Annotated in this window: 13 protein-coding genes; 12 read left to right on the top strand and 1 reads right to left on the bottom strand. The window is 47.7% G+C overall.

Translation table 11 applies throughout. The annotated features are described in order from the left end of the window. Positions 1 to 52 precede the first annotated feature (52 nt). Positions 53 to 1,411 (top strand): 3-keto-disaccharide hydrolase, encoded by a 1,359-nt coding sequence (locus B160_RS0127070; RefSeq protein WP_018631109.1) that lies wholly within the window; start codon positions 53 to 55, stop codon positions 1,409 to 1,411. Positions 1,412 to 2,108: 697 nt separating this feature from the next. Here the strand turns inward: B160_RS0127070 and B160_RS0127060 are convergent. After that, positions 2,109 to 3,131 (bottom strand): GntR family transcriptional regulator, encoded by a 1,023-nt coding sequence (locus tag B160_RS0127060; protein WP_018631107.1) that lies wholly within the window; start codon positions 3,129 to 3,131, stop codon positions 2,109 to 2,111. A 451-nt stretch (positions 3,132 to 3,582) separates the two neighbouring features. On the opposite strand from B160_RS0127060, the gene B160_RS0127050 reads away from it, so the two are divergent. The 11 genes from B160_RS0127050 to B160_RS0127000 all read left to right on the top strand — a co-directional run bounded on the left by B160_RS0127050 (position 3,583) and on the right by B160_RS0127000 (position 25,262). Beyond that, complete coding sequence (locus B160_RS0127050; protein WP_018631105.1) at positions 3,583 to 5,280, top strand: thrombospondin type 3 repeat-containing protein; 1,698 nt, start codon at positions 3,583 to 3,585, stop codon at positions 5,278 to 5,280. A gap of 169 nt (positions 5,281 to 5,449) precedes the next feature. Further along, positions 5,450 to 7,576, top strand: coding sequence for an RCC1 domain-containing protein (locus B160_RS32170; RefSeq protein WP_211218119.1), 2,127 nt, complete (start codon positions 5,450 to 5,452; stop codon positions 7,574 to 7,576). Positions 7,577 to 7,642: 66 nt separating this feature from the next. Then, on the top strand, positions 7,643 to 9,421 hold the full coding sequence (locus B160_RS0127040) for an alpha-L-fucosidase (RefSeq protein WP_040680605.1): 1,779 nt from the start codon (positions 7,643 to 7,645) through the stop codon (positions 9,419 to 9,421). A 103-nt stretch (positions 9,422 to 9,524) separates the two neighbouring features. Next, positions 9,525 to 10,052, top strand: a complete 528-nt coding sequence (locus B160_RS30280; RefSeq protein ID WP_169540149.1) for an RNA polymerase sigma-70 factor — start codon at positions 9,525 to 9,527, stop codon at positions 10,050 to 10,052. An 88-nt stretch (positions 10,053 to 10,140) separates the two neighbouring features. Beyond that, the gene (locus B160_RS30275) at positions 10,141 to 11,346 is read left to right on the top strand and encodes a FecR family protein (RefSeq protein ID WP_169540146.1); all 1,206 of its coding nucleotides are present in this window, start codon (positions 10,141 to 10,143) and stop codon (positions 11,344 to 11,346) included. Between the two features lie 187 nt (positions 11,347 to 11,533). Continuing rightward, positions 11,534 to 14,914, top strand: coding sequence for a TonB-dependent receptor (locus B160_RS0127025; protein WP_018631101.1), 3,381 nt, complete (start codon positions 11,534 to 11,536; stop codon positions 14,912 to 14,914). Positions 14,915 to 14,929: 15 nt separating this feature from the next. Then, complete coding sequence (locus tag B160_RS0127020) at positions 14,930 to 16,687, top strand: RagB/SusD family nutrient uptake outer membrane protein (protein WP_018631100.1); 1,758 nt, start codon at positions 14,930 to 14,932, stop codon at positions 16,685 to 16,687. Between the two features lie 185 nt (positions 16,688 to 16,872). After that, positions 16,873 to 18,213, top strand: coding sequence for a sugar porter family MFS transporter (locus B160_RS0127015; RefSeq protein ID WP_018631099.1), 1,341 nt, complete (start codon positions 16,873 to 16,875; stop codon positions 18,211 to 18,213). Positions 18,214 to 18,262: 49 nt separating this feature from the next. After that, positions 18,263 to 20,848 carry a hypothetical protein gene (locus B160_RS30270; protein ID WP_018631098.1) on the top strand — a complete coding sequence of 862 codons (2,586 nt, stop codon included), beginning with the start codon at positions 18,263 to 18,265 and terminating at the stop codon, positions 20,846 to 20,848. Beyond that, complete coding sequence (locus B160_RS30950; RefSeq protein WP_018631097.1) at positions 20,849 to 22,621, top strand: N-acetylmuramic acid 6-phosphate etherase; 1,773 nt, start codon at positions 20,849 to 20,851, stop codon at positions 22,619 to 22,621. It begins immediately after the preceding gene. Positions 22,622 to 22,811: 190 nt separating this feature from the next. Then, entirely contained in the window at positions 22,812 to 25,262 is a 2,451-nt protein-coding gene (locus B160_RS0127000) for a hypothetical protein (protein WP_018631096.1), read from the top strand. The last annotated feature ends 73 nt before the right edge of the window (positions 25,263 to 25,335 follow it).

Raw genomic sequence — 25,335 nt, 5'->3', positions numbered from 1 at the left:
CAATAAAAAAAATACTAAAACAGGATCAATGATTTTAAAAACAAGATCAGCTATGAACCGGATAAAGAATTATATATGGCTGTTACTGGTTTGCAGTACAGCGGTAGCCCAGGCCCGGCAAACGGGCTGGAGGCCCCTTTTTGATGGTAAAACCCTTAAGGGCTGGCACCAGCTAAACGGAAAGGCAAAATATGAAGTGCGCAACGGCGCTATTGTGGGCACAACGGTTACGGGCGAGCCCAACTCCTTTTTGGTTACAGATGAGGATTATGATGATTTTATCCTCGAGCTGGAATTAAAAGTAGGCGATATGAATTCCGGCATCCAGATCCGGAGCCTGTCCGATCCGGGTAACAACGGCCGGGTGCGGGGCTACCAGGTAGAAGTGGATCCTTCAGACAGGGCCTGGTCCGGCGGTATTTATGATGAGGCCCGCAGGGGCTGGATGTACCAGACAGAAATGAACCCCGCTGCAAAGAAGGCCTTTCACAAAAACGGCTGGAACCGATACCGTATAGAAGCCATCGGGCCGGTGATCCGTACCTGGGTCAATGACGTGCCGGTGGCCTATATGGTGGATGATCTTACACCCCGGGGCTTTATTGCCCTGCAGGTGCACGGGGTAAAGCAGCGGGCCGGTGGCGCCCGGGTGCAATGGCGCAATATCCGCATCCAGACCGGCGCGGCCATGAACCCCAAACCCCTGGACCTTTCGGTGCCGGTGGCCAATTATACCTTAAACACCCTTTCGCCGCTGGAACGGGCACAGGGCTTTAGCTTGTTGTTTAACGGGAAAGACCTTACCGGCTGGCGCGCGGTATTACAGCAAACGCCTCCTCCAAAAGGCTGGGTGGTGGGGGATGGCCTGCTGCACATCCTGCCAAGGGCAGCCGGTGATACGGTTAAGTTTGGCGACCTGCTCACCGCAAAATCGTATAAGGCATTTGAACTGGATTTTGATTTTAAGCTCACCAAAGAGGCCAACTCCGGGGTAAAATATTTTGTAACGGAGTCGGAGCGGTCACAGCGCGCAGGCCTGGGGCTGGAGTACCAGGTACTGGATGATGAAAACCATCCGGATGCCAAACTGGGTATCAACGGCAACCGTACCATGAGCAGTTTGTATGACCTCATTCCGGCTGCCAGGCTGGAGCCGCGTTTTCAAAAGAAACTGGGCGACTGGAATCATGGCAAGATCGTAGTACTCCCCAATAACCATGTGCAGCACTGGCTCAACGGGTTTAAGGTGGTGGAGTATGAGCGTGGCAGCAATGCGTATAAGGAACGGGTGGCACACAGTAAGTTTGCCAACAAGCCGGGTTTTGGCCTTGCGGAGCAGGGGCCTATCCTGTTGCAGGACCACGGCAATTCCGTATACTATAAAAACATCAAGCTCCGGGAACTAAAATAAAAGGAATTGTAGAGGTCCTTGCATTCATGGTTTAATAGTAAGGGGTGCCATGAACTGTTCAGGTTACGCCGCACTAATTGCTTTTGTATTGGGCGTTCTTTACGTTCAGTTTTAAACCTAAGGGACACTATCTTTTATTTCGGCCATATCGCTCTGCGTCCATTATGTTTAACGATGAGCCGCAATGATCACAGGGAAACGGTATCAGGCATTTTTGGAATCCTGCATCACCTGTACTTTTTACGCCTGTTGTATGCAGGTATTTTTTGCCTCAGGCGCAATATATCCTGATAACCTGCGGGGGATGGACGTTACCTGGGTAGGTAATGGATCTGTTCTGTTGCAGAACGAACCGGTTACTGTCTTTTCGATCGAGTATACGAAAGAGGTGAGGTTGAAGTTCGCAGCACCTGCCTTTTTGATTTTGCTCCAAATCCGTCCGGGGACCGTCACAAAAAACCTTGCAGCATTGACTCCTACAAGGTTTCCTGCTCAAAGTTTTGTACCGCGTACGGGAGGATTATAGAACCAGGTCGTTGAAGGCTTTCTGAAATCCTGTAAAATTCCGGATTATCAAATTGACAGTGACGCCGATCGGTGATTTTTGCCGATGAACGAAGTTGCTGTTGGTCAGTGAAGTTATTACAGCCGGAACCGATGCCTTTTAATGACATGCTTCGGATTATAAGGTCAATAATTAAAAAGAGGCCCGTTCTATTAATAAAAATGGATTTTCTATGTGCTCTTTGCTTCTTTGTAATACCATTTCTGCCATTGAAATGCCCATTTGCCTGAAGTCTGGAGTAATCGTAGTTATACCTTCTGCTATAATACTTTTCAGGGGGGTGTCATAATAAGAAATGATTCCCAGATGATGCCCAAGTTGCCAGCGTTTCTTTTTCGCAAAATGGAACAGGCGAACCAGGTCGTTGTCGTCCATAACCATGCAAAGGTCTCCGCGCTGGGGAATAAATTCTTCGGTCTTCTGAACCACAAGCCATTCCTGTTTACTTGCTGCAAAAAAACGTTCAAAGCCTGTTATAACATCATAGTTTCGCATATTGGAGGAGAATAATAGTACCATCCGCTTATAGTGATTCAATCGTTTTTTTACGGAATGAAGGAATTCAAGAATGTCGCCTTCGTAGTTCTGACATACGCAGGGGTAAAGCGTGCCGAATTGTTTTAGCCCCGTGTCCAGGATATAAATATTGCGCTGATCCAGTTGGTTTAAGATCTGCGCTGTCTGTTTGTGAATTTCAGGCATGATCACAAATGTATTGTAGTTGGACGCGTGATTTTGTATCAGTGTCTCAAATACCCTGATGTTATGGTGGTGAAAATATATATCGACGGTTGCCTGGTTTTTTAGTTTGTCGATAAAGGCGTTGTAGAATACTTCGCGGTAGGGATTATAGGTGCTCATTAGTAAGAAAATATTCTTTTTTCCTACCGGTCGTGCATTTGCGATAAAATACCCTTTTCCCGGAACAGAATCGATAATGCCCATGCCTCTCAATTCGTTATAAGCCTTAAAGATCGATCCTCTTGCCACAGAGAACTTTGCCGCAACCGCATTTACAGAAGGGATCAGGTCTCCCTGCGTAAGCGAGCCATTCGAAATGCCCTGCTGCACAGAGGCTACGATCTGCTTATAAATGGGTATTGATAACGTATGGTCGATATAGATTATCCGCTGGTCTTCTTTTTTTGTATCCATAGTCACGGTTACTTATTTTACAAAGTAAAATATATTTCAGCATATTTTTTTGGAGAATATAAAAAGAGTTTTTAATATTGTACTGGTATATACTGGTACATAGTTTTTCAATCAGGCCATATGGTCCGGGATTACCTGAAAAGACAATACTTCTGAGTATATGAAATTTATCAAAATAACAGGCTGCCTTCATGCTGCGGGATCTGGGAAAAATGGCCACCGGAAAGGTGCTTGTTACGATAAATGATGAAGGCAAAAGGTTCCTGCCTTTATCCGGCCATCGATAATGGAACAAACAGGAGTCGCAGATGATGAAGAGGCGCTGCAATAAATGAAAGCCGGTAACGGATACGATATCTTATTGGTAACAATGAACTTAGAATTAAGCACTAAGACGAAGTGGGAAATAATGCAGTATCTGCCAGATTTGCACAAACTAAACCTATATTATATGACCCGCGGATTTCTTCTGATGATCGCATCGTTTTGTTGTATACAGGCGTTTAGCCAGTATGCTCCCGATGATGACTTTGACGGCGATGGCGTTAAGAACAGTATTGATCTTGATGATGACAATGACGGCATCCCTGATGTGGATGAATGCAACCAATCGCATTTTTACTGGTCGGGCACACCAAGTCCGGCCAGCAACCCAGCCGGTGGGCCCTACACTACCACCGGTACCATTAACGGTATTGCCTACACCTATACCTCCTCTGCCCCTGTTTTGGTGTGGAATATGTTTCAGCCTGGAAACTTTCCTGCCGCTTATGGCATACCGCTCAATGCAGTGGGGGTCCGGAATGATGCAGTAACCACCAATACCCTCACCTTTGCGAGCCCGATGCTCAACCCGGTACTTGTATTTGCTTCAATAGGAAGCTCAAGTATAAGAGTTCCGATCCAGTTCAATAATGATTTTGATGTTGTATGGTCAAATGCCGGAGTTATTGTGAACAAAGCGGCCTTGCAAATCAGTGGAGCGGAAGGCAATGCCATCGTACGCTTTAAAGGCTTATTCAGTAGCCTCACTTTTAGCTATCAACGGGCAGAGACCTATGCCACTTTTATGTTTGGCGCCGATTTTCCCGACTGCCCCAATACCGACGGCGATGCCATCCTGCTGAACCAGTTTGATGCAGACAGTGATAATGACGGCTGCCCCGATGCCATTGAAGGCGCCGCCAGTTTTACCATGGCCAGCCTGGATGGCAACCTTCGCCTGACGGGTGGTGTGGATGCCAACGGGGTGCCTCTGGCTGCGGGAGCAGCAGGCCAGCAACCCGGCACGGCTTATATGGCCGGTGTGAATGCCTGCGACCCGGTTGCTTACCCGGTTACAAAAACGGTTACCGGAGCACCCGTAGTCACCAACCTGGCCGACAAACCATTGCAGGGCAGCAGCACTACGGAAACCAGTGGTGCTCAGGTCAGCTGGACGGGGCGTAGCGCCACTATTACCAGTCTGCCAACCAATGGCTTTATACTTACTTATGGCGGGCATACGATCACCCAGGATGATATCGATGCCGGCGGGTACGTGATCACAAACTACGATCCCGCTCTCCTGTCCATCGCACCCGGCCCCGGTACACCGGGAGGCACTACAACAACCAGCTTCAACTATGCCGTTAATGGAACAGCTGTAAGGAGTGCCGACGCTGTATATACGGTTACATTCTCCCAGTCATTGCCGGTAACCTTCGGGCCGGTTAGCGCTGTGTTTAAAAGCAATGATCTGGTAGTGACCTGGACCACCGAAACCGAAACGAACAATGACCATTTTGAAATAGAAGCGTCTGCTGACGGTAGCCATTTTACCAATATCGGCTCGGTACAGTCGCTGTCTCCGGGTGGTAACTCAAAAGAAGCGCTTCATTACCAGTTCAGGAAGACCGTCCCGGCTGACATCGGTCTGGCTTTGGGCATCGGGCTGCTGGCACTTGGCGGCCTGGGTGGCGTTGTAAATCGTAAACGGCGTATGTCCTTTATATTGATTATGTTGTTAGGCAGCGCAGTATTGTATACAGGTTGTGCAAAAAAAGAAACACTGCCTTCCGCTGATGGTAAGCTGTACATACGGGTAGCACAGGTAGATAAGGACGGAAGCCGTTCCTATTCGAAAGTGATCCGGGTGGTAAAGGAATAAAGGTTTTATTACATTAGGCCAACGTTACCTTAACGAGAATAAATCAGGAAGAAATCTGCTGCCAGCTGGTAACAGCGGGTACAAAACCATATAGATGGAGCGCTGTTTTTTAAAAAGGTACATTCAGTCTGAAATAAAAATCGAAATGATCGTTTCAAAATTATCGGCAATGCAAATATTCCCTCAGATCAAACTACGGATACAAGCCCGGTGCAGTATATTGTGGTTTCTGTTACTGCTGCTTCCGGCATCATTTATACGGGCGCAAAGCTGTTTCACCGGCACAGGCGGATGCCAGGATTATTCTAATTTTGGCGTTAATTCTGTTGGCAGGCACGCGGCCGACCTGGAGTATGATAATTTTACCTCCTCCCTGCATACCACCATTGTGCGGGATATTGATGGCAACCTGGTGATATGGGGGCAGGCGGGGTTGTCCAATGGCGGCAATGCACTGATCCCCACAGTCATTAACCAAACCAATTTTCCGGGCCTTACCGGCATACCGCTAAAAGCCGCAACTGGAAGCTGGAATAGCGGTATCAATGCGCAGAACATACTGCTAACCGATGATAATAAGCTGTGGGCCTGGGGAAATACCAACACGGTACTTTCAAGCGATGTAAAGCCAACAGCAGCTTTTGGCTCCTTTAACCTGCCTGCCGGGGTAGCGGCAGCCAATGTAAAAATGATGTTTGTTACCTCTAATACGATCGCATTAACTGCCTGTGATGGTTATGTGTACGTGCTTACACGGGCGGATCAGGCCGTGAGGGGAGATGGCAGTACCGGCCCCGTAACCCTTGCTTCCCGCACTACCTGGGCAAAGGTTCAAAAGAGCACAGGCGGGGACCTTACGGGGGTTGTAGCCACCCGTGGCTGCTCCGCTGCGCTTTTTGCCTTAGATAAAGATGGCAATCTTTGGACATGGGGGTTGACTACCTGGGATGGAATTGCCGCCGCCGCTACCCGAAACCAGGCTACCCCGGTAACCCTTCCCGGGGGCAGCGGCGCCATCAAAATGATTGGTATGACAGGTACATATAACAACGATGTCAATATTGCCAAAGCCAGTTATTATGTATTATACGAAAACGGCAGCCTTTATGCCATGGGGCATAACAATTCCAGGCAATTAGGCGATTGGACTGCTACAAACAGGCCAGCCTGGATACAGCCCCTGTATGCAGCCGGGGGAGCAGCCATGAATGATATTGCCTGGGTATCGCCCAACGAGCATGATTATCAATTGCCATTCACAAGCGTCATCACTACCGGGAACAAGCTATATAACTGGGGACTTGAAAGCGGTTCAGACATGGGAAGGGGTGCAAATAGCAATACCAGCACGGGTGTGGCGGTAGACCCGGGCGCCCCGGCGCAAACTTTTTTTGAAACAGGGGATAACGCAGATATTATTGCCGTGGAAACCGGCGGGCATACCACCATGATATTAAGAAAATGCGAAACTAATTTTGGTTATTTGGGCCATAAAGTATTTGGAAGTATGGGCGATGGCACTGCGGAGAATGGTACCGAACTTAAATTTACATTTGCTACGAAACCCATGCAGGTTTGCGGCGCTCAAACCCTGCCCGTTATCCAAACAGCGCCTTCTGCCCCTGCTAATAATGATGGTAATTATTATATAGGTACCGAGATCCAGTTATCAGGTCAGCCTTCCAATGGCAGCTTTACATTAACCGGCGGTGCCGGTATTGCTACCTTAGCCGGCAATAAATTGATGTTGAAGGACGCCGGTACCGTAACGGTAGCCTACGATGTGGGCGATCTCTGTGGTACAGTTACTAAAACATTCACTGTGATCTCCCAGTCATTACCGGTAACCTTCGGGCCGGTTAGTGCTGTGTTTAAAAACAATGATCTGGTAGTAACCTGGACCACCGAAACCGAAACCGATAACGACCATTTTAATATAGAAGCGTCGGCTGACGGTGCCCATTTTATCAATATCGGTTCGGTACAATCGCTGTCTCCGGGTGGTAATTCAAAAGAAGCGCTTCATTACCAGTTCAGGAAAACCGTTCCGGCTAATATCGGTCTGGCTTTGGGCATCGGGCTGCTGGCACTTGGCGGCCTGGGTGGCGTTGTAAATCGTAAACGGCGTGTGCCCTTTATATTGATTATGCTGTTGGGCAGCGCAATATTTTATGCAGGTTGTGTAAAAAAAGAAACACTGCCTTCCGCTGATGGCAAGCTGTACATACGTGTGGTGCAGGTCGACAAAGACGGTACATCGTCCTGCTCGAAAGTGGTAGCGGCTGTAAACAGGTAGCGTGTATGAAACGGTAGCGCCGCCATGTTGTATATTGAAGTGGATTTTTCAGCAACAAAATATAAAATGAAAATAAGATTCTTCCTGTGCGTTTTATTCGCGTTCCATCTGAACATCTACATGCTGCCGGCTCAGCAATCGATGAATGAGATGTGGGGGCAGTCGCAAGTAAAAGGCAAGAACGGTACAACACGCAGGGCAGCCCTGTTTGATGAGGCCAACTATGCGATGTTTATCCATTGGGGGTTATTCTCTCAGCTTGCCAATGAATGGAAGGGCAAAACCTATTATGGCATTGGCGAGTGGCTGATGAATGAAAATATGGCGAAGATACCCGTTCAGGAATATAAAAAAGTGGTTAAGGATTTTAACCCGGAAGACTTTGACGCTTATGCCATCGCCCGGCTGGCAAAGGATGCCGGTATGAAGTATATTGTGATTACCAGCAAGCACCACGATGGATTTGCGATGTATGATTCAAAGGTCTGCGATTTTAACGTGGTGAAGCAAACGCCTTTCGGACGGGACCCCATGAAGGAACTGTCCAGGGCCTGCAAAGAGCTGGGACTGGGATTCGGCTTCTACTATTCCCATAACCAGGACTGGAGCTGCCCGGGGGGAAATGGTGGTCCTGCAAAAGACGCAGCAGGTAACCCCAAAACCTTTGATGACTACTTCAGGGAAAAATGCCTGCCGCAGGTGGAGGAGATTACAAAGAACTATGGCGATATAGCCCTGGTCTGGTTTGATACACCGGGCGGTATGCCGGAAAAATATGCGCAGCAGCTGGTAGAAACCGTGCACCGGAACCAGCCGGGGGCGCTGGTATCCGGCCGGGTGGGGTATAACCTTGGCGATTACCAGACCCTGGGTGATATGGAAGTGCCGCTTGAAAATATAAAGGGCCTGTGGGAGAGCATAGATGTTACCAATGATTCCTGGGGCTATGCCTGGTATGATGAGAACTGGAAATCGCCAAGGCAGGTGTTAACCAGCCTGGTGGCTACAGTGGCCCGGGGTGGTACTTTTATGCTGAATGTAGGGCCTGATCGTTCCGGCGTAGTACCGGTCCCGGCACAGCAATCGCTGCGGGCCTCCGGTAAATGGATCGCCCGGTACCCGCAGGTTATTTATGGTGCGGGTGCCTCCCCATGGAAGCATGCGCTGCCCTGGGGCGATGTAACCACCCACGGCGGGGAGCTGTACCTGTCGGTATTTAACTGGCCGGCGCAGGGAAAACTGTATGTACCGGGCCTGCTGTCGGAAGTGTCCGGTGTAAGCCTTCTAAGCGGTAGGCAAAAAAAGCTCCGGTTCCGGAAGGAAGGCAACTGGCTGGTGATTGATGTGCCGTTTCTGAGCCCGGACCCATTAGCATCCGTTATAAAACTGATCCCAAAAAATAAGACGCCGCTGCAGGTGGACCCCGCGCAGGCCGTTGACCCGGAAGAAGGTATTGCATTGTCTGCAAAATTTGCGGCGGTTCAGAACGGGGCGGTGAGGAAAAGCCAGTGGATGGAAAAGTTTGGCGAGTGGAAAACGGCCTATGTGGTCAATAACTGGAAAGACAATACCGCTGCAACATGGGAAATAAGCATTAAAGACCCCGGTTACTATGCGGTGAATCTGAAGTACGCTGGCTCCGGCAGGATGGTATGGCGGGTAGGAAACAGCGAGGGCACTTTTATACAGAACCAGCAGGGCGCTGATCATATCTATACCAGTCATCCTATAGGATGGCTGAAGTTTAAACAAGCCGGTAAGCACCGGGTAACCGTGCAGCTGGTGGAAGGTGAGCGGGAGACGGCCAGCTTAACGGAGCTGCAGCTGAAACCGGTAGCTTTTTAAGGGGTTATTTTCGTTTTCTGTTGGGAAGGGCCACTTTTTTTGTTGCGTAAAATGGAGTAATTTGTACACGATGCACGGTCTGGAAATGAAAACCGGGATGGTTTTGAATAAACGATTGTCTTCTTTTGAGGTTTTCTTTAAGGAGCACTACCGTCCGCTTGTTTATTTTGCCGGTAAAATGATTAAAGATGTTGATGCCGCGGAGGATTTGGTGCAGGACGTTTTTATCAGATTTCTTGGCCGGCAGTCAGATTTTGACAAAGAAATTTCAGCCCGGTCTTTTCTTTATATTGCAGTGAGAAATGCTTCATTGAACTATTTAAGACAGGCACAAAATCATAAAAGAATACTGGCTGCAAATGCGATAAAAGAGGCGGAGGAATCTTTTGCGCTTCAAACGATTATCAAATCCGAGGCATTAAATGAGGTGTACAAGGCCATCAATGAGCTGCCGGAAGGGTGCCGGAAGATTTTCAGATTGGGATATCTTGACGGGCTGAGCAATCAGGAAATAGCAGCGCACCTATCCGTTAGCATCAATACCGTTAAAACACAAAAAGCCAGGGCGCTGCAATTATTGCGTCTGAAGATAAGACCGGGATTTTTTTCGCTGTTGACCTTGTTTGCTTAGGAGCCCCCTCTAATTAATTTTTTTAAAAAAAAATCCCATTCCTTTCACCCCGGTGGGTGGGGTTATGTGTTTTAATACAGGAATAGCAATGATGAACAGGTTGGAGGAATCAATAAAATACGGCCGCTTGCTTGGTAAGTACCTTAAAAGGGAATTGACCACCGCAGAACAGGAGGAATTGGACGCATGGATCCGGCAGGATAAGGCGAACAAAGATCTGCTCTTGCAGCTGTCTGATGACCATCGGCTTGCTGAGGAAATAAAACGCTTTGAGGAGCCTGATGCAGCGCTTGCCTGGCAAAAGCTTTTGGGAGCGATGCAGCCAAAGACCAGGATAAAAAGAATGCCATACAGGCGGGTTTGGTCGGTTGTGGCCTGTGTGCTTCTTGCGTTCTCGGTGTTGGCCTGGTGGTACTTTAGCAGTAACAAGACGGAGATACCGGGGAGCATTGCCCGGGAACAGGTTCCTGTTAAAGATGTTATGCCCGGCGGAGAGAAAGCCATCCTTACACTTGGAGATGGTAGCCGTATTGTGCTGGATAGCGCAGCAAATGGTGTACTGGCAGTGCAGGGAGGTGCAACCGTGACGAAATTAAAAACGGGCGAACTGGCTTATGCAGCACATGGGGCAGCACTATCCGCTAATATTTTATACAATACGGTCGCTACTCCAAGGGGGGGGCAATACAGGCTGACATTGCCCGACGGCAGTAAGGTTTGGTTGAATGCGGGATCTTCTATTAAATTCCCATCTACGTTTACAGGCGATAGCAGAACGGTGGAAGTGACTGGTGAAACGTATTTTGAAGTAGCCAAAAACCCGGAGATTCCGTTTCGCGTAACATTTAATACGTCCTGGGGTGGATCCGGTGAAATAGAAGTATTGGGGACACATTTTAATGTAAACGCCTATACAGACGAACCCCTTGTAAATACAACATTGCTTGAGGGGGCTATTAAAATAAAAAGTATGGGGGATTTGAGGAATCTCTCTCCGGGACAACAGGTAAGGGCAGATGCAAAGGGGATGCGGTTATACAGCAATGTAGAACTGGAACAGGTGGTTTCCTGGAAAGATGGTTTTTTTTGGTTTGACAATACAGATATAAGAACATTAATGCGCCAGATCGCCCGGTGGTATGATGTGGAAGTGGTGTTTGACGGGAAGCCCACCACGGATGGTTTTTCCGGTAAAATATCTAAAAGTTTACCACTTACAAAACTGCTGTACATCCTCAAGCTGAATGATATCCGGATTGAGGGCAATGGCAAAAGGGTGATTATAAAATCTTAAAATGGAAAAGAAAAGATGAGCTGATAAAAAAGGCCGGTAGTGGTGGAACACTGCCGGCTGGATGGCTCCCGATTAATAGAAGCTGTTGACGCTATTTTTAACCAAAAACCAGTACAAAGGTATGCATTTAAAATTGCCATGGAGGCCTTTTTTCAAAAGGCAGGGCCTCTCCAAAACGTTACTTGTTATGAAAATGATTGCTTTCTTCCTGCTTGTTGCTTGTATGCAGGTAAGTGCGAATGGTTATTCTCAACGGATAACTATTTCACAGAACAACATTCCCATCAAAAAGTTATTTAAAGAAATTGAGCACCGAACGGGTTACCAGTTTTTTTATAAAGAAAAGCTCTTTAGGCAAGCACCAAAAACCAGTGTCCATATTGTTAACGGAACAGTGGAGCAGGTGCTGGATCAATGTTTCCGGGGGCAGCGGTTGACGTATTCAATTGTTGACAGGGTTGTAGTGATAACAGAAAAAGAGCAGCCCGTAAAAGAACAGGAAGTGCTGATAAGCATAGCCCCGGCGGCCATTAGGGTAACAGGAAAGGTAACAGATGAAAGTGGGAAACCACTGTACGGGGTGTCTGTAATGGTAAGGGGCTCGGGGAAAGGCGTCAGGACGGATACGGATGGCGGATTCAGTATTGAGGCGAATAGGGGAGATGAACTTGAATTTACATTTGTTGGGTATAAGCCGCAGCGGGTAACGGTAGCGGGTAATGCTCCCGTAATGGTTAAACTGGTATTGGAAATAGCGACGGGCAGCGAAGTGATCGTTGTGGGATATGGAACACAGAAAAAGGCAAACACGACCAGCGCCATCACTTCTGTAAATACAGCGGAACTGAATGATCGGAGCCTGACCAAGTTAGGCGCTGCATTACAGGGGATCGCTCCTGGTGTTAATATCCGGCAACAGACCGGCAGGCCGGGATTTAATGCATCAACATTTGATATAAGAGGCGCTTCTCTGGGTACTTTTTCAAGCAATCCTCCTTTGGTCATCATTGATGGAATCGTGGATGACATCAATAATATTAACCCGAATGATGTAGATAAGATATCTGTTTTAAAAGATGCCGCCGCCGCCGCCATTTATGGGTCAAGGGCAACCGGAGGGGTGGTACTTGTAACAACGAAAAGAGGCGTTTCCGGTAGAACCCGGATCAATTATTCTACAATCGTAGGTGTGCAACAGGCGCCTTTTGCCAAATACCGTTTTTTAAATACAGCAGACTGGATGCGGGCGAACAATGAAGCCGCAAAAAATGATGATCCTTCCAGTGCAGATATATATACGGCAGAGCAAATTTCAAAATATGAGCATAGCACGGATCCCCAGTTTCCGGCCACTTCTCAATGGGCGGACTGGATCGCCAAAAGCGCCTTCCAGCAAAACCATAACATTAATGTGGCCGGGGGCACGGATAAATTGAATCTGTATGCGTCAGTGGGCTATACAGGGCAGGACGGGTTTATTCCCAACGATGACTACAAAAGATTAAGCCTTTTGCTGAACACGAATTATAAGCCAGGTTCAAAATTGACAATTGGAACAAATTTTACCTTTCTGAAAGAAGATGTAACAAGACCGGCGACAGGAATTGGGGCGGTAAATGATATTCTGCGTAACTCGCTGATGACACCTCCAACTACACCTTTTTATTTACCCAATGGAGACTACAATAATGCAACGTTATGGGGGAACAACCCGGCAAACGTGGTTGAATATGGAGGAAATGACTTAGGACGCTATTATAAATTTAAAATGGCACTTAATGTTGGCTATGAGTTGATAAAGGACCTTATGATACAATATGGGATATCGACGCGCATTGGTCTTTTCACAGATAATAACATTAATAACAGGATTCCATATAAAAATAATGATGGCACTGTTTATGGTTATAGCCGGGATCAAACGACCGTTTCCGAAGCCTGGACAAAAGACATTTACCTTTCAAATCAATTGACCCTTGAATATAAAAAAGTAATAAGAGATCATTCTTTTGGCGTGTTGGCCGGCGTTACTGCAGAGGACGGACGTGTGGATAATATTGGTGCCAGCGCGCGGGGTTTCGCCACTAACCTGATCCGCGAGATATCGGCAACTACAGGCACGGGAGCCGATATAGCGGGGTCTTCTGATGCTTCCGACTGGGCCCTCGCTTCTGTTATAAGCCGGTTAAATTATTCTTTTAAAGGAAAATATCTGCTTGAGGCTGCATCAAGATACGACGGGTCTTCCCGGTTTTCACCCAGGCAACGATGGGGTTTCTTCCCATCGGTTTCAGCAGGATGGCGTATCAGCAGTGAGCCATTTATGCAGGATATAGCGCTTATTAATGACCTTAAGCTGAGGGCATCCTGGGGGGAGTTGGGAAATCAGGGATCAACCTTGTACCCGTTTGCTCAAACAGTTGATAACAGCGGTACCCTGGCTATCGGTAATGGGCTGGTATCTACGGCTACATTAGGAGGACCTGTTGACCTGAGCCTGACCTGGGAAAAGAAACGGACGGTAAATCTGGGGCTTGAATTTTCAATGCTCTCGAATCGTCTTTCCGGGTCTTTTGACTATTTCTTCGACAAGACCAGGGATATCATCGGGCGGCCGGTTGTGTCATCGGTATATGGCGCTGCTGCACCGATCCGAAATACATTTGTTATAGCGAACCGGGGGTATGAGTTTGTGCTGAATTGGAGAAGCTTTGTAGGCGCACTAAGATACAATATCGGCGTGAACTTATCCGATACCCGGGATAAAGTATTGAGCCTGGGAGGTATTGGCACCACGAACCCCTTATTTAGCAACGGTGTGGGATTGGTTCAGTTGTCTTCAGATGGATATTTACACGAAGGAGAAAGCCGGAACCATTTTTATTTGTACCGGTCTGATGGCTTATTCGTGAATCAGAAAGAGATCGATAGCCATGCATTCATTAGTTCCCTTACCCGTCCGGGTGACATCATTTTCGTTGATGCGAATGGTGATGGCAAACTGACGCCCGACGATAAACGACCGGATAAAAGAACATCGACACCGCATTATATATACGGGCTCACTACTTCTTTCGAGTATAAGAATTTTGATTTAGGGATTGTGGTAAATGGTGTTGGTGAAAGATGGGGGTACAGGAACACCGGAGGCGTGTATTTAACCGGGGTTAGAACAAGCTTGGCCATGTGGCAGGAAAACTATGATAACCGCTGGTCAGCAGCCAATCCGGATAAATGGGCGGATCAGCCACGCTTAACAAATAACAACTGGATCTCAGGAGAATATTCAACACTTTTCAGCGGACCGGTTGAATACCATTTGCGAAACTTCAACTATCTGAGGGTTAAGAGCCTGCAGATCGGGTATACGCTGTCCCCAAATGTGATTGACAGGATAGGCTTAAGCAAGGCACGGATATTTATTACCGGTGAGAATGTACTGACGATAAAGCCAGGCTATAAAGAAGAAATGGACCCGGAGTCTGTAATGACGTACACACCGGAGGGATCTGCATTTTTTGGCGTACCGCGGGTGTTGAGCTTTGGAGTAAATGTAACATTCAAATAATTTCAAAATAATAATATGAGAAAACGAATTTATTTTTTCATTGCGGTTTTGTCGCTGCTTGCGATGAGTTGCAAGAAATATTTAGACAGAACGGATCTGAGTCATTTAACGGTTGATGATTATTTTAAGACGGAGGCGGATATAGATGCATTTGTGAATGGGCTGTATGGGGCGATGGTGCCTGGTTGGGGTAGCCCAAACCTGGATTTTGCCACCGACCTGAATGCACTGAACCCGGCAAGGGGCGATTTTGCAAATACGGATATTTCTCTGGGAACGTTTAGCCCTACTTCATCCAGTATTGCGCAATTTTGGGGTTACGGCGCAATCCGGAATGCCTATGTGTATTTTGATCAGGTAAAAAACGTGCAAATGAGCAATGATAAACTCAATCTGTACAATGGCAGTATGAATTACCTGCTGGCCTATCGTTACTTTGTTATGTTCCGGGCATATGAAAGTGTACCGGTCGTGAATAATGTATTGACGCCCGATGAGGCAGACAGGATTCCGGCTTCCTCAAAAGAGGATGTTTTCTCTGAAGCATTGAAGAGGATAAATGAGGCGATACAACAACTACCTTCATTGAGCCCCGCTGAAAGGGTACGTGGCCGGTTAACGAAGCTTAGTGCGATGACATTAAAAGCCGACATGCTTTTATATGCAGCCTCGCGTTTTAACGGTGCAATTGCGGGCGCAACCTGGCCGGATGCTGCGGATGCAGCAGCAGCAGCCATTGCTGAAGCGGATGACAAAGGGTATGGCCTGGCAGGCAGTTATATCAATCTTTTTACAGGAGCGCATCAGACAGAGGCGGATATCCAGAAAGAGATCATTTTGGAACAGGTGCGGTTGCCTGAGATCGCAACAAATTCTGTTTCAAATTACGACTGGAGTCCGAGAGCGACAGGATTTGGTATAGCCTCTTACCTGGCAACACAAGAGCTGGTAGATATGTATGAATGCACAGATGGTAAGCCGATCAACAAGAGCGTATTATACGATCCTTCCCGGCCTTTTAAGAACAGGGACCCAAGACTTTCCGCGTCCATTTTATTCCCGGGTAATATTGTAAACACGATTGATCCGTCCAAAAACTGGGTGTTTAATTCACTGGACCCTTCGCCTGCCAACAATGATTATATCCTTGCATCTTTTAATCCAAGGGACCGGTCCGTTTCAGGGTATATCAATATCAAGTATTGGGATAAGGATTTAGGCTCGCAAACGATAGGGATGGGCTATACCAGTTTTGTGGTGTACCGGTATGCAGAGCTCTTACTGATGTATGCAGAGGCAAAAAATGAAGCATCCGGACCGGATCTTACGGTTTATAATGCGATCTCGAAAGTACGGCAGCGGTCGGGCATGCCATTGGTAAATGCTTTAAGCCATCCTACCAGGGAAGATGTGCGGGCGCTCATCCGGAATGAAAGAGTCGTTGAGCTACAGGGAGAAGGCAAGCGTTATTGGGATGTGCGTCGCTGGGGTATAGGGGAGCAAGTGCAAAACAAACCGTTTAAATCCATGCATATTTCCAGGTTTAACATAGATGGCTCCTTCAACAGTTACATGGATAAGATTTGGGTAGGTACCAGTTTGACAGATCCTGGTCAGGAAGCATCCTTCACAATCCCTGATGGAAGTACGGGCGGGCGCCTGATGACGACAGGCGTATTTACTGAACCGAAGTTTTATGTTTGGCCGATACCTCAAAGTGCCATTACATCAAGTACCTCGGGAATACTAAAGCAAAATCCGCTTTGGCAATAGAGCTTCCGTTTGGGCGGTAAGACCCGGTACCTGCCGGAGGTAAAGACACTGCGGCCCGTTTGGTTAATTTCTGTATTGGGTAAAGCCCTTGGTCATATCCATGATTTGTATGGTGAAACAATAGGCTTCTGCTTCCCGGTTGGGATGTGATGCGATCAGATTTCTTTGATACGTAGACAAATAAAATGAAGACGAACAACAGATTTATATTATTAGCGACCTGTATTGCCGCCTTTGGGGGGATCTTGTTTGGATATGATACGGCTGTAATTTCCGGAGCCATTCCCGGTATCCGGTCTTATTTCAGCCTGAACGAATATTATTTAGGGTGGGCGGTGAGCTCGATATTGGTCGGATGCGCCATTGGCGCGGCAATTGCAGGTATTGTGGCCGATAAATATGGCCGTCGGATCGGCCTGATGGCATGTGCTGTTTTTTTTGCGGTTTCAGGAGTAGGCGCGGGCTTGTCGGATTCATTGTCCGGGTTCATCCTGTTTCGCATGATCGGTGGATTGGGGGTGGGTGCTTCCGCCATGCTGTCGCCGATGTATATTGCTGAAATGGCATTGCCCAAATGGAGGGGACGGCTTGTTGCCATCTACCAGCTGGCTATTGTATTTGGTATCCTTGTGGCCTATTTCGCCAATTTTATTTTTGAAAGCTGGGGCCATAACAGCTGGCGCTGGATGCTCGCCTCCCAAACGCTGCCCTCTATACTGTTCTTATCGCTGTTGTTTTTAGTACCTGAAACGCCGAGGTGGCTGATCATGAAGCGGCAAAACACCGCTGCCCGGAAGGTGCTTGAAAAAATGAAGGGAAGTGAAACGGTGGAACACGAGATGATGGTGATCGAAAAAAGTTTCCAGGGAAAGACCGGTTCATGGAAACAGCTGTTGAACAAAAAGTACAGGAGCGTTGTCATTGTTGGAGTATTGATAGCCGTCTTTTTGCAGGTGACCGGTATTAATGCCATATTATATTATGCTCCGGTTATTTTTAAGGAAACGGGGCTGGATAATGCTGCCTCCCTGATGCAAACGATCGGGATCGGGGTTATTAATATGGCGGCCACTTTTGTCGCAATCGGGCTGGTTGACAGAGTAGGGCGCCGCGCACTGTTTCTCTACGGCTTGGCTTTGATGGGTATTTCACTTTTTGTAGTGGGGCTCTGCTTCCAGGCGGGTTATTTCGACCATTACATTGTGCTGATCTTTATGCTGCTTTATGTGGCCGCCTTTGGCAGCACACTGGGAGCTGTTGGATGGGTGTATCTGTCCGAGATTTTTCCCAATGCCATCAGGAGCCATGCCCTGGCATTGGCTACACTGGTCCTGTGGACTGCGGACTTTGCAGTAACCCTTACGTTCCCGATACTGACCCGTCATGTAGGAACCGCGTACACGTTGTTTTGCTATGCAGCATTGTGCGCAGCAGCGTTTGTTTATATGCTGCTTAAATTGAAAGAGACCAAAGGGCGGTCGCTTGAAGAAATAGAAACTTTTTTTAAAAGAGAAGCGGCAGAATGAAAATGCCCGCTCTTAGCCGCCTGGTATAGCCGGTGATTAAATTGATATCATGAAGAAGATATATGCATTTGTGTGTTTATGGATCACGTTGTTCTGTTTCCCTAAGGCTTTCGGACAGACAGTGACCCCACCCGTGGGAATGTTATCCCCCCGGACGGATATCGCGGCGAAAGAGTGGAGCTACCTGGCAAAATCCACCACGGTTATTGGAATGCCTTTTCAGTCGGATGTTACACAAGTGACTTTTGACGGAGCACTGTATACGCGGTATGCGGAGCTGTGCTTTTTTTGGGGGGCGAAGCAAAAGCCTTTGCTGGCGCGCCAGAAAACCTTTTTAAAGGGGTGGATCCCGGTTGTTCAATACGATTGGGCTGATGATGGGTTGAAGTATGAAATGGAGTACTTCTCGGATTATATTGGAGAAAGCGGGAACGCTCCGGTTGTAAATTTTGCAAAGGTTAGGATTACCAATACTGGCAACAGACCATCCGTTGCATATTGGACGGCTGCACTAAGATTTAGTGGCCAGGATTACCGGATGGGTGGCGATGCATATTCGTATAGTGAAAAATTTTCTTCGGAGTGGAGCTATGAAATGAAAGGGGATGCGGTGTATCGGGATAAACAACTGATTTATACGTTTGAGAAAGGGGGAACTCTTCAATCCGTTCCGGGAGTCCGGTATGAAAAACCATTTAACGGCAGAACCTACCAGATTTCTCCACGGGCAGAGTGTTGCCTGTCTGCTTATCAAAGAAGACTGAAGCCGGGAGAATCAATGGAGTTGTTATTTAAAATGCCACGTGTGCCTGTTGCTGCGAGGGATGAAACATTAGCAAATAAGATTCAGCAGGCGTCATATAAACGACATCGCTCTGGAGTTATTCGGTATTGGGCGGATTTAGTAAAGAATGGCAGCCAGTTTGACATTCCGGAACCCAGAATGGAAAATGCTTATAAGGCAGGTATTGTACATGCCCTGCTGGCAACAAGGAACAGGAACGGGAAAAGTTTTCAGACAGACGGGCTACCTTATCCGGATTTTTTTCTGACCTCGGTACCTGAAATGACCATGCTGTACTTATCTGCAGGTATGCCTCGTATGCTTACACAATATATCATTCCCGGTGCCATTGCACAGCAGCAGGAAAATGGGCTTTATTTCGATAAAGCAGTGGCTCATAATAAGATCATCCCGGCTACCCAGGGGCATATCCTGTACGCCATTGCCATGACGATTCTTTATACCCGGGATACGGCTTTTGCCAGGTCCGTATATGCGAGTATCGCTAAGGGAGTCGGATTCTTACAAAGATCCATTGACTCAAGCCAATATGGCCTGCTTCCTCCCTGTTATGCGTACGATGCCGAAATGATCACCGGGCACTATAGCGGACAAAACTTTTTTGCGTTGATGGGCTTGCGAACCTGTATAAGGGTTGCCCGGTTGCTGAATAAAAAAGAAGACACTGAAAACTGGACCCTTCTGGCCCGCAGGTATGAAGCGAATATTCTAAAAGCGCTGGATGCTTCTGTAAAAAAAGATGGCTATGTACCTGCCGGGCTTTATCACTACCTGACGGGGCAGGCTGCCCGCAAAGGGTTTGAGGAATATCAGACAAACAATGACTGGGAGAATATGATACTGGCCTATCCAACTGAAGTTTTACAGCCTTCGGATTATCGTGTTTTAGCAACGGTTAATCATATAAGGAAAAGTTATGCAGAGGGGGTGATGACCTACCGGCATGGAATGCATTTGCATCAGTATATAACTTCCAATATGATACAGCAGTACCTGGCAATGGGAGATGGCTTTACAGCATTGAAGGACTTTTATCATCAGTTGTTGCATAGCGGTTCTACAATGGAGTGTTTTGAGAACCTGGTGACACCCTGGGCGGACCGGAGCGTGGCAGCAGATTGTCCACCGCCGCATGCCTGGGGAAACAGCAAGCAGGCCATTACGGTGCGGAACCTGTTGTTGATGGAAATGGGCGGTAAAAACGGGCTGGAAATGGATAAGCGGGAGCTGTGGCTTTTTCATTGCCTGTCTCCCCAGTGGGTTGGGAAGGGCAAAAAGATCGGGATAAAAAATGCAACAACCGAATTTGGTAGACTGGATGCCTCCTTTGAATCAGTCGCTGGCGGCGCAATCATAAAAATAGCGAATCGCTTTCACACATCACCGGCATTTTACCGGGTAAGAGTCCCTTATTTCAAAAGACTGATCAGGTTTTCTTCCGATGCAAAAGTACAGAAGCGGGAGGGGGACTGCATCCTGCTGAGTACAGATGCAAAGATCCTTCAGCTCAGATGGGAAGATATCCCTTCTGTGCACCTGCATACCAGGGAAAATATATTGAATGAGTACAGGAGTGCCAACCGGTTTGCAGGTGTAAAAGACGGAAAAGCGATCATTGAAAAAAGACAGCCCTATACGTTGGCGAATGAGCATTCAGAAGTAGCGCAGCCTCTTGGTTTCGAATTGGTAAAAAATACCTTTTTGTATGAGTACAACAGGTTGGCCCGGGAGCGGGAGGGTAAAGGAGCAATATTGAAGCAGGTAGAAGCGCCGGCGATGCTTACCGCTAAGGAAAGGGAACAACTATTTGAACAATTAAACAAAAAATAAATGAAAGTGGACAGGTGGTTTTTGGTGCTGGATATTGGCGGTACCTGGATAAAAGCAGCAGCCGTTCAGGAGCATGCGTTAGATACATTTAATATGCATAAGGATCCGGCATTACTGTCTGCACTTTTTACCGGGGTCGAAAAAAGCCCCTTTCTGTTTACGGAGCAGTCAACAGCCCCGGAATTTTTATTCGGGATAAAAGCGTTGTTTGAACGGTGCCTCAGAACCGGTTCCGCCGTTATTGCAGGAGTGGGTATCGCTACTTCCGGAGTGGTCAACTATCATGGTACGGCAATAGAAGCAACAACCCCGGCATTAACGGTACTGCAGCGGTTGAACATAAAGGAACTGTTGGAGGCGGAGCTGAAATGCCCGGTAGTGTTGGTCAACGATAATGATGCGGCCACTATCGGGTTAGCGGCCCTGGGGCTGCTTGGTGGGGTGCAAACGACCGGCGTCCTGTGCATTGGCACCGGTTTGGGTTGCACCATCATAAAAAACGGAAGACGATGGAGGCCCGATGGGAATTACACATTACTTGGGAGTATATATACGTCTTTGGGCAGCTATGATGAATTGGCAAGTGCCAGCAAACTGGCCGCTTTACGCGAGGACGGGGACCTGGCAGCTGTATTAAGAGAGCCTGATTATGCAGCAGCGGTTAGGGAATACTGGCTGCAGCTTGCCGGCATCATCAGCAGCGCGGCTGTTTTGTACAATATGGACGATGTTTATATTGCGGGTGGGCTGGTAGAAGCAGCAGGTATTGCGGGATGCGATATCAGGGAGCTGTTGCTGGAAGCACTCCACAAAACGGCGCCGGCTGTGGCCGGCCGCCTGACCATCCGGGTTGCGGAGGAAGGGAACAGGCTTCAGCTACTGGGCGCCGCTTCGCTTATTGCAGCAGAAGCAAAAGCTGCTGCAAAGATTATAAAACCGGCTTATCGTACGGGTGAAACAGAAAAGCCTTACAGGCCGGATGCACTTTTGAATGAATGGGGGGCGGGGGCTATTGTGCACCTGTTAAATGATGCAGAAAAAGAAGCCGGAGAACAGCTGGCACAGGTAACAGACCAGGTGGCCGGGATCGCCCGGCGGGTAGCAGATGCTTTGGATGCCGGCGGCCGGCTTATCTATATTGGTGCAGGATCCAGTGGCAGGATCGCTGCAATGGATGCGGTAGAGATTCCCTGTACCTATGGGCTGCCAAAGGATCGGGTGGTAACACTCATTGCAGGAGGTGTTGCCAACGCGGCTATTGATATTGAAGAGAACTTTGAAGAGGATGCCAGCAGCATACCTGAGCTTCTTATGCTGAATATTTCTGCCTGGGATGTGGTGCTGGGTATTTCGGCCAGCGGCTTTGCCAATTATGTCTTGTCGGGCCTCAGTTACGCCAGTAGCTGCGGTGCATATACGGTGATGATTCAGCACGATCCCGGTTCGAAAAATGCTGACTGGTGCGATGAAATAGTACCACTGGGCTCGGGGCCTGAAGTTGTGGCAGGGTCCACGCGTATGAAAGCCGGTACGGCCACCAAAAAGCTGCTGAATTTTATTACAACCACGGCCATGATACTCTCAGGAAAAGTGGATGGCTCTTACATGACGAATCTGAAATGCTTAAATGAAAAGCTGGTCTTAAGGGCCTGTTCTATTTTACAAATACTTTTTAAGATCAACAAGACCGAAAGCCTTGCCGTACTGAAGGCAAGTGATTATGACCTGGGAGCTGCCTGCAAAAAAATGAGAACGTGCCTGCAGCAATCGTGAAGCAAACGGTTTTCTGGTTGTATGTGTTGGCACTGAGCGATGGTAGGGTTTTATATGATAGTGAAATTTATTTTGGATCAAAACAATACGTTGCATCATTGCTCCGCCGCGTCTTTGCAGGAAACTTTTTGGACTCATTAAAATATCATTTTCGTATTACAGGTTCTGAGTACGTTTTTAAAATTTTGGTATGAATAAACCCGCAAAGCTGTTTTTGTTGGTAGTGATAACCGTTGCACTGTTTGAGACAGCAGTTGCCGGGAAAGTTGCTAATGGGAAGATGCAAACCGGGGATACTGTTTTACGCGGAAGATTTAGCCCCGGAGCGGGAAATAATGGCTCATGGCTTCCGAGGCAGCATGAAAGAACCAGGTCGGGTATGAATGCCTTCTTAAAACGTCTTAAAGGATCGGTCCGTTTATTGGTGACGCAATATGACAATAATTTACCGGTGAGCCCGGCAGCCTTTGATACCCGTTTTATGAAGGTGGGAGGCGCAACCTGGCGGTCGGAGATCAGGACGGATCGGGTGGGGGAACATGAGCTGCATGTTGAGGTTAAATTTAAACTGCTCAGCGGGGAGGTTAAATCAGGAGGAGTGGCGCTGGCCGTTGATTTTGATGATTGGGCCATCGGTAATTATGTATTTGCACCAGCCATTGTATATGGAGGCAACCGGTTTAAGATATTGCCGCTCCCGTATCCGCCCTATATAGATGACCCGGCCAACCGTCCCCTGGATATGCCGGTGACCACTACCAATATCCTGCACCTGAATAAGGATGGAGCAGCTGCCAAAATAGAAATGAATACCGGCAACCTGGCTACACCAATGATGGGCTTCTTTAATCCCAAAGAAAAGACCGGTTTTTTGTTGCTCACCGAACAGGCCTCCCGCTTTGGCAACAACGGTATGATCATTGAAGAAAATGCCGCACCCGGCATTAAAAATAAACGGATCAGTTTCATTGTAAGTGCCCCCGGCGTCCGGAATGAAAAGTACGTAATGTGCGGAAGGGCTCCATCGGGGGATAAAGCGGTAACCTGGAAAGCAGGAGATGAGATCGGGCTCCGGTTTCATTTATACAACTTCAGCGCAGCAGATATGCCGGCATTCTTTGAGAAAGCATTTAACGTGCGTAAAGCATTGAGCGGGCAAAATAGTTTTACCAATATTACGCCGTTTAGTGTGGCCGGAGACCTGATCGTGAAGATGCATAACCGGGATAAATGGTTCGAAAATGACCGTACCGGCTACTATTGTAACCATCCGGGAAGCAACAGCCCTTACGGGTACCAGATTGGGTGGAGCGGTTTGCCTGTATATGCTTTTCCCCAGTTAACAAATAGTTCCTTTGGCCGGTTGGACCGGGTGGTGAAATCATTTGATAATATCCTTTTCAGGTCCCAGGCCGCAACCGGGTTGTTTTATGCCGCCAATAAAAACGGGGAGATTTATGGAGATCCTCATGGTAAGATGAAGGAGCTCCGGAGTGTTGCAATGACGAGGCGGAGCATGGAAGTTCTTTGTTATGGTCTTCGGTCATTGGAGTTGTTTAAAAAACGTGGCCAGGGAGCATTGATTAAACCCCATTGGGAAAAAGGACTGAGAAACTGTGCCGATGGCTTGTTGCAGGTTTGGAAGAAATATGGTCAGTTCGGGCAGTTTATTGATGTTGATAACCTGGAAATGAATATCAATGGATCTGCTGCAGGAGGATATGCCGGCGCCGGGTTGGCCTTGGCTGCTGTTTATTTTAACGATAAGCGATACCTGGAACTTGCAAAAACAGCTACAAAATATTATTATGAGCATTATTTTTTGAAGGGTTATGCCGGGGGGGCGCCCGCCGAAATTTTACAGGCACCAGACAGTGAGGCCTACACGAATATGCTGGAGGCCTGTATGGTCTTGTTTGATGTAACAGCCGATCGGGCATGGATAGAAAAGGCAAAATTTATCGCGCACGGCCTGGCTACTTTCATGGTCTCTTACGATTATAAATTTCCGGCTGGCAGCGCTATGCAAATGGCAGGAGTACATGCGGCGGGGAGCATTTTTGCGAGTGCGCAAAATAATCACAGTGCTCCCGGGTATTATATTATGTCCGGTGATATGTTACTGAAGCTTTATCGCGCCACAGGCGATAAAAAAATCGCTGAACTTTACAGGGACCAAACACACAATGTGATGCAGTATGTAGGAGCACCCTATAACCCGCTGCGGAAGCCGGATGGTTTCGTTTCTGAACGGGTACAGCTCTCGGACTGGGAGGGCAATAACGCAGGGGAGGTGGATCATAATGATTCCAACATGGCATGGGAAACATTAGTGGCACTTTCTGCAATGATGAACCCCGGTATTTATTTGCACACGGATGATGATACTTTTTTAGTGCTGGATCATGTGAATGCCCGCGTGCTTCAACGTAAAAAAGGAAAAGTAACATTCCGGATCAGCAATCCGACTCAATATGATGCAACCGTGTCGGTTTTTTCCGAAACATCCTCCGCGGCGCGCAGGCCGCTTGTGCTGAATCGTTTTATGGATTGGCCACGGGTACATTTAAAGGCCGGGGAGGCAAAGATTATTACAGTGGCACCCGCAGTACCAAAAGATGCGAAGGGCGTGGCCGGGTAAGCAAAAGGACCAGGCAATGCAACTGAATTTTTACAACAGACAGAAGATAGTATAAAAATTTTGCCACTTTAAA

The sequence above is a fragment of the Niabella aurantiaca DSM 17617 genome (genome assembly GCF_000374125.1).
GTDB classification, from domain to species: Bacteria; Bacteroidota; Bacteroidia; order Chitinophagales; family Chitinophagaceae; genus Niabella; species Niabella aurantiaca.
This window is presented reverse-complemented; position numbering and strand designations above follow the sequence as displayed.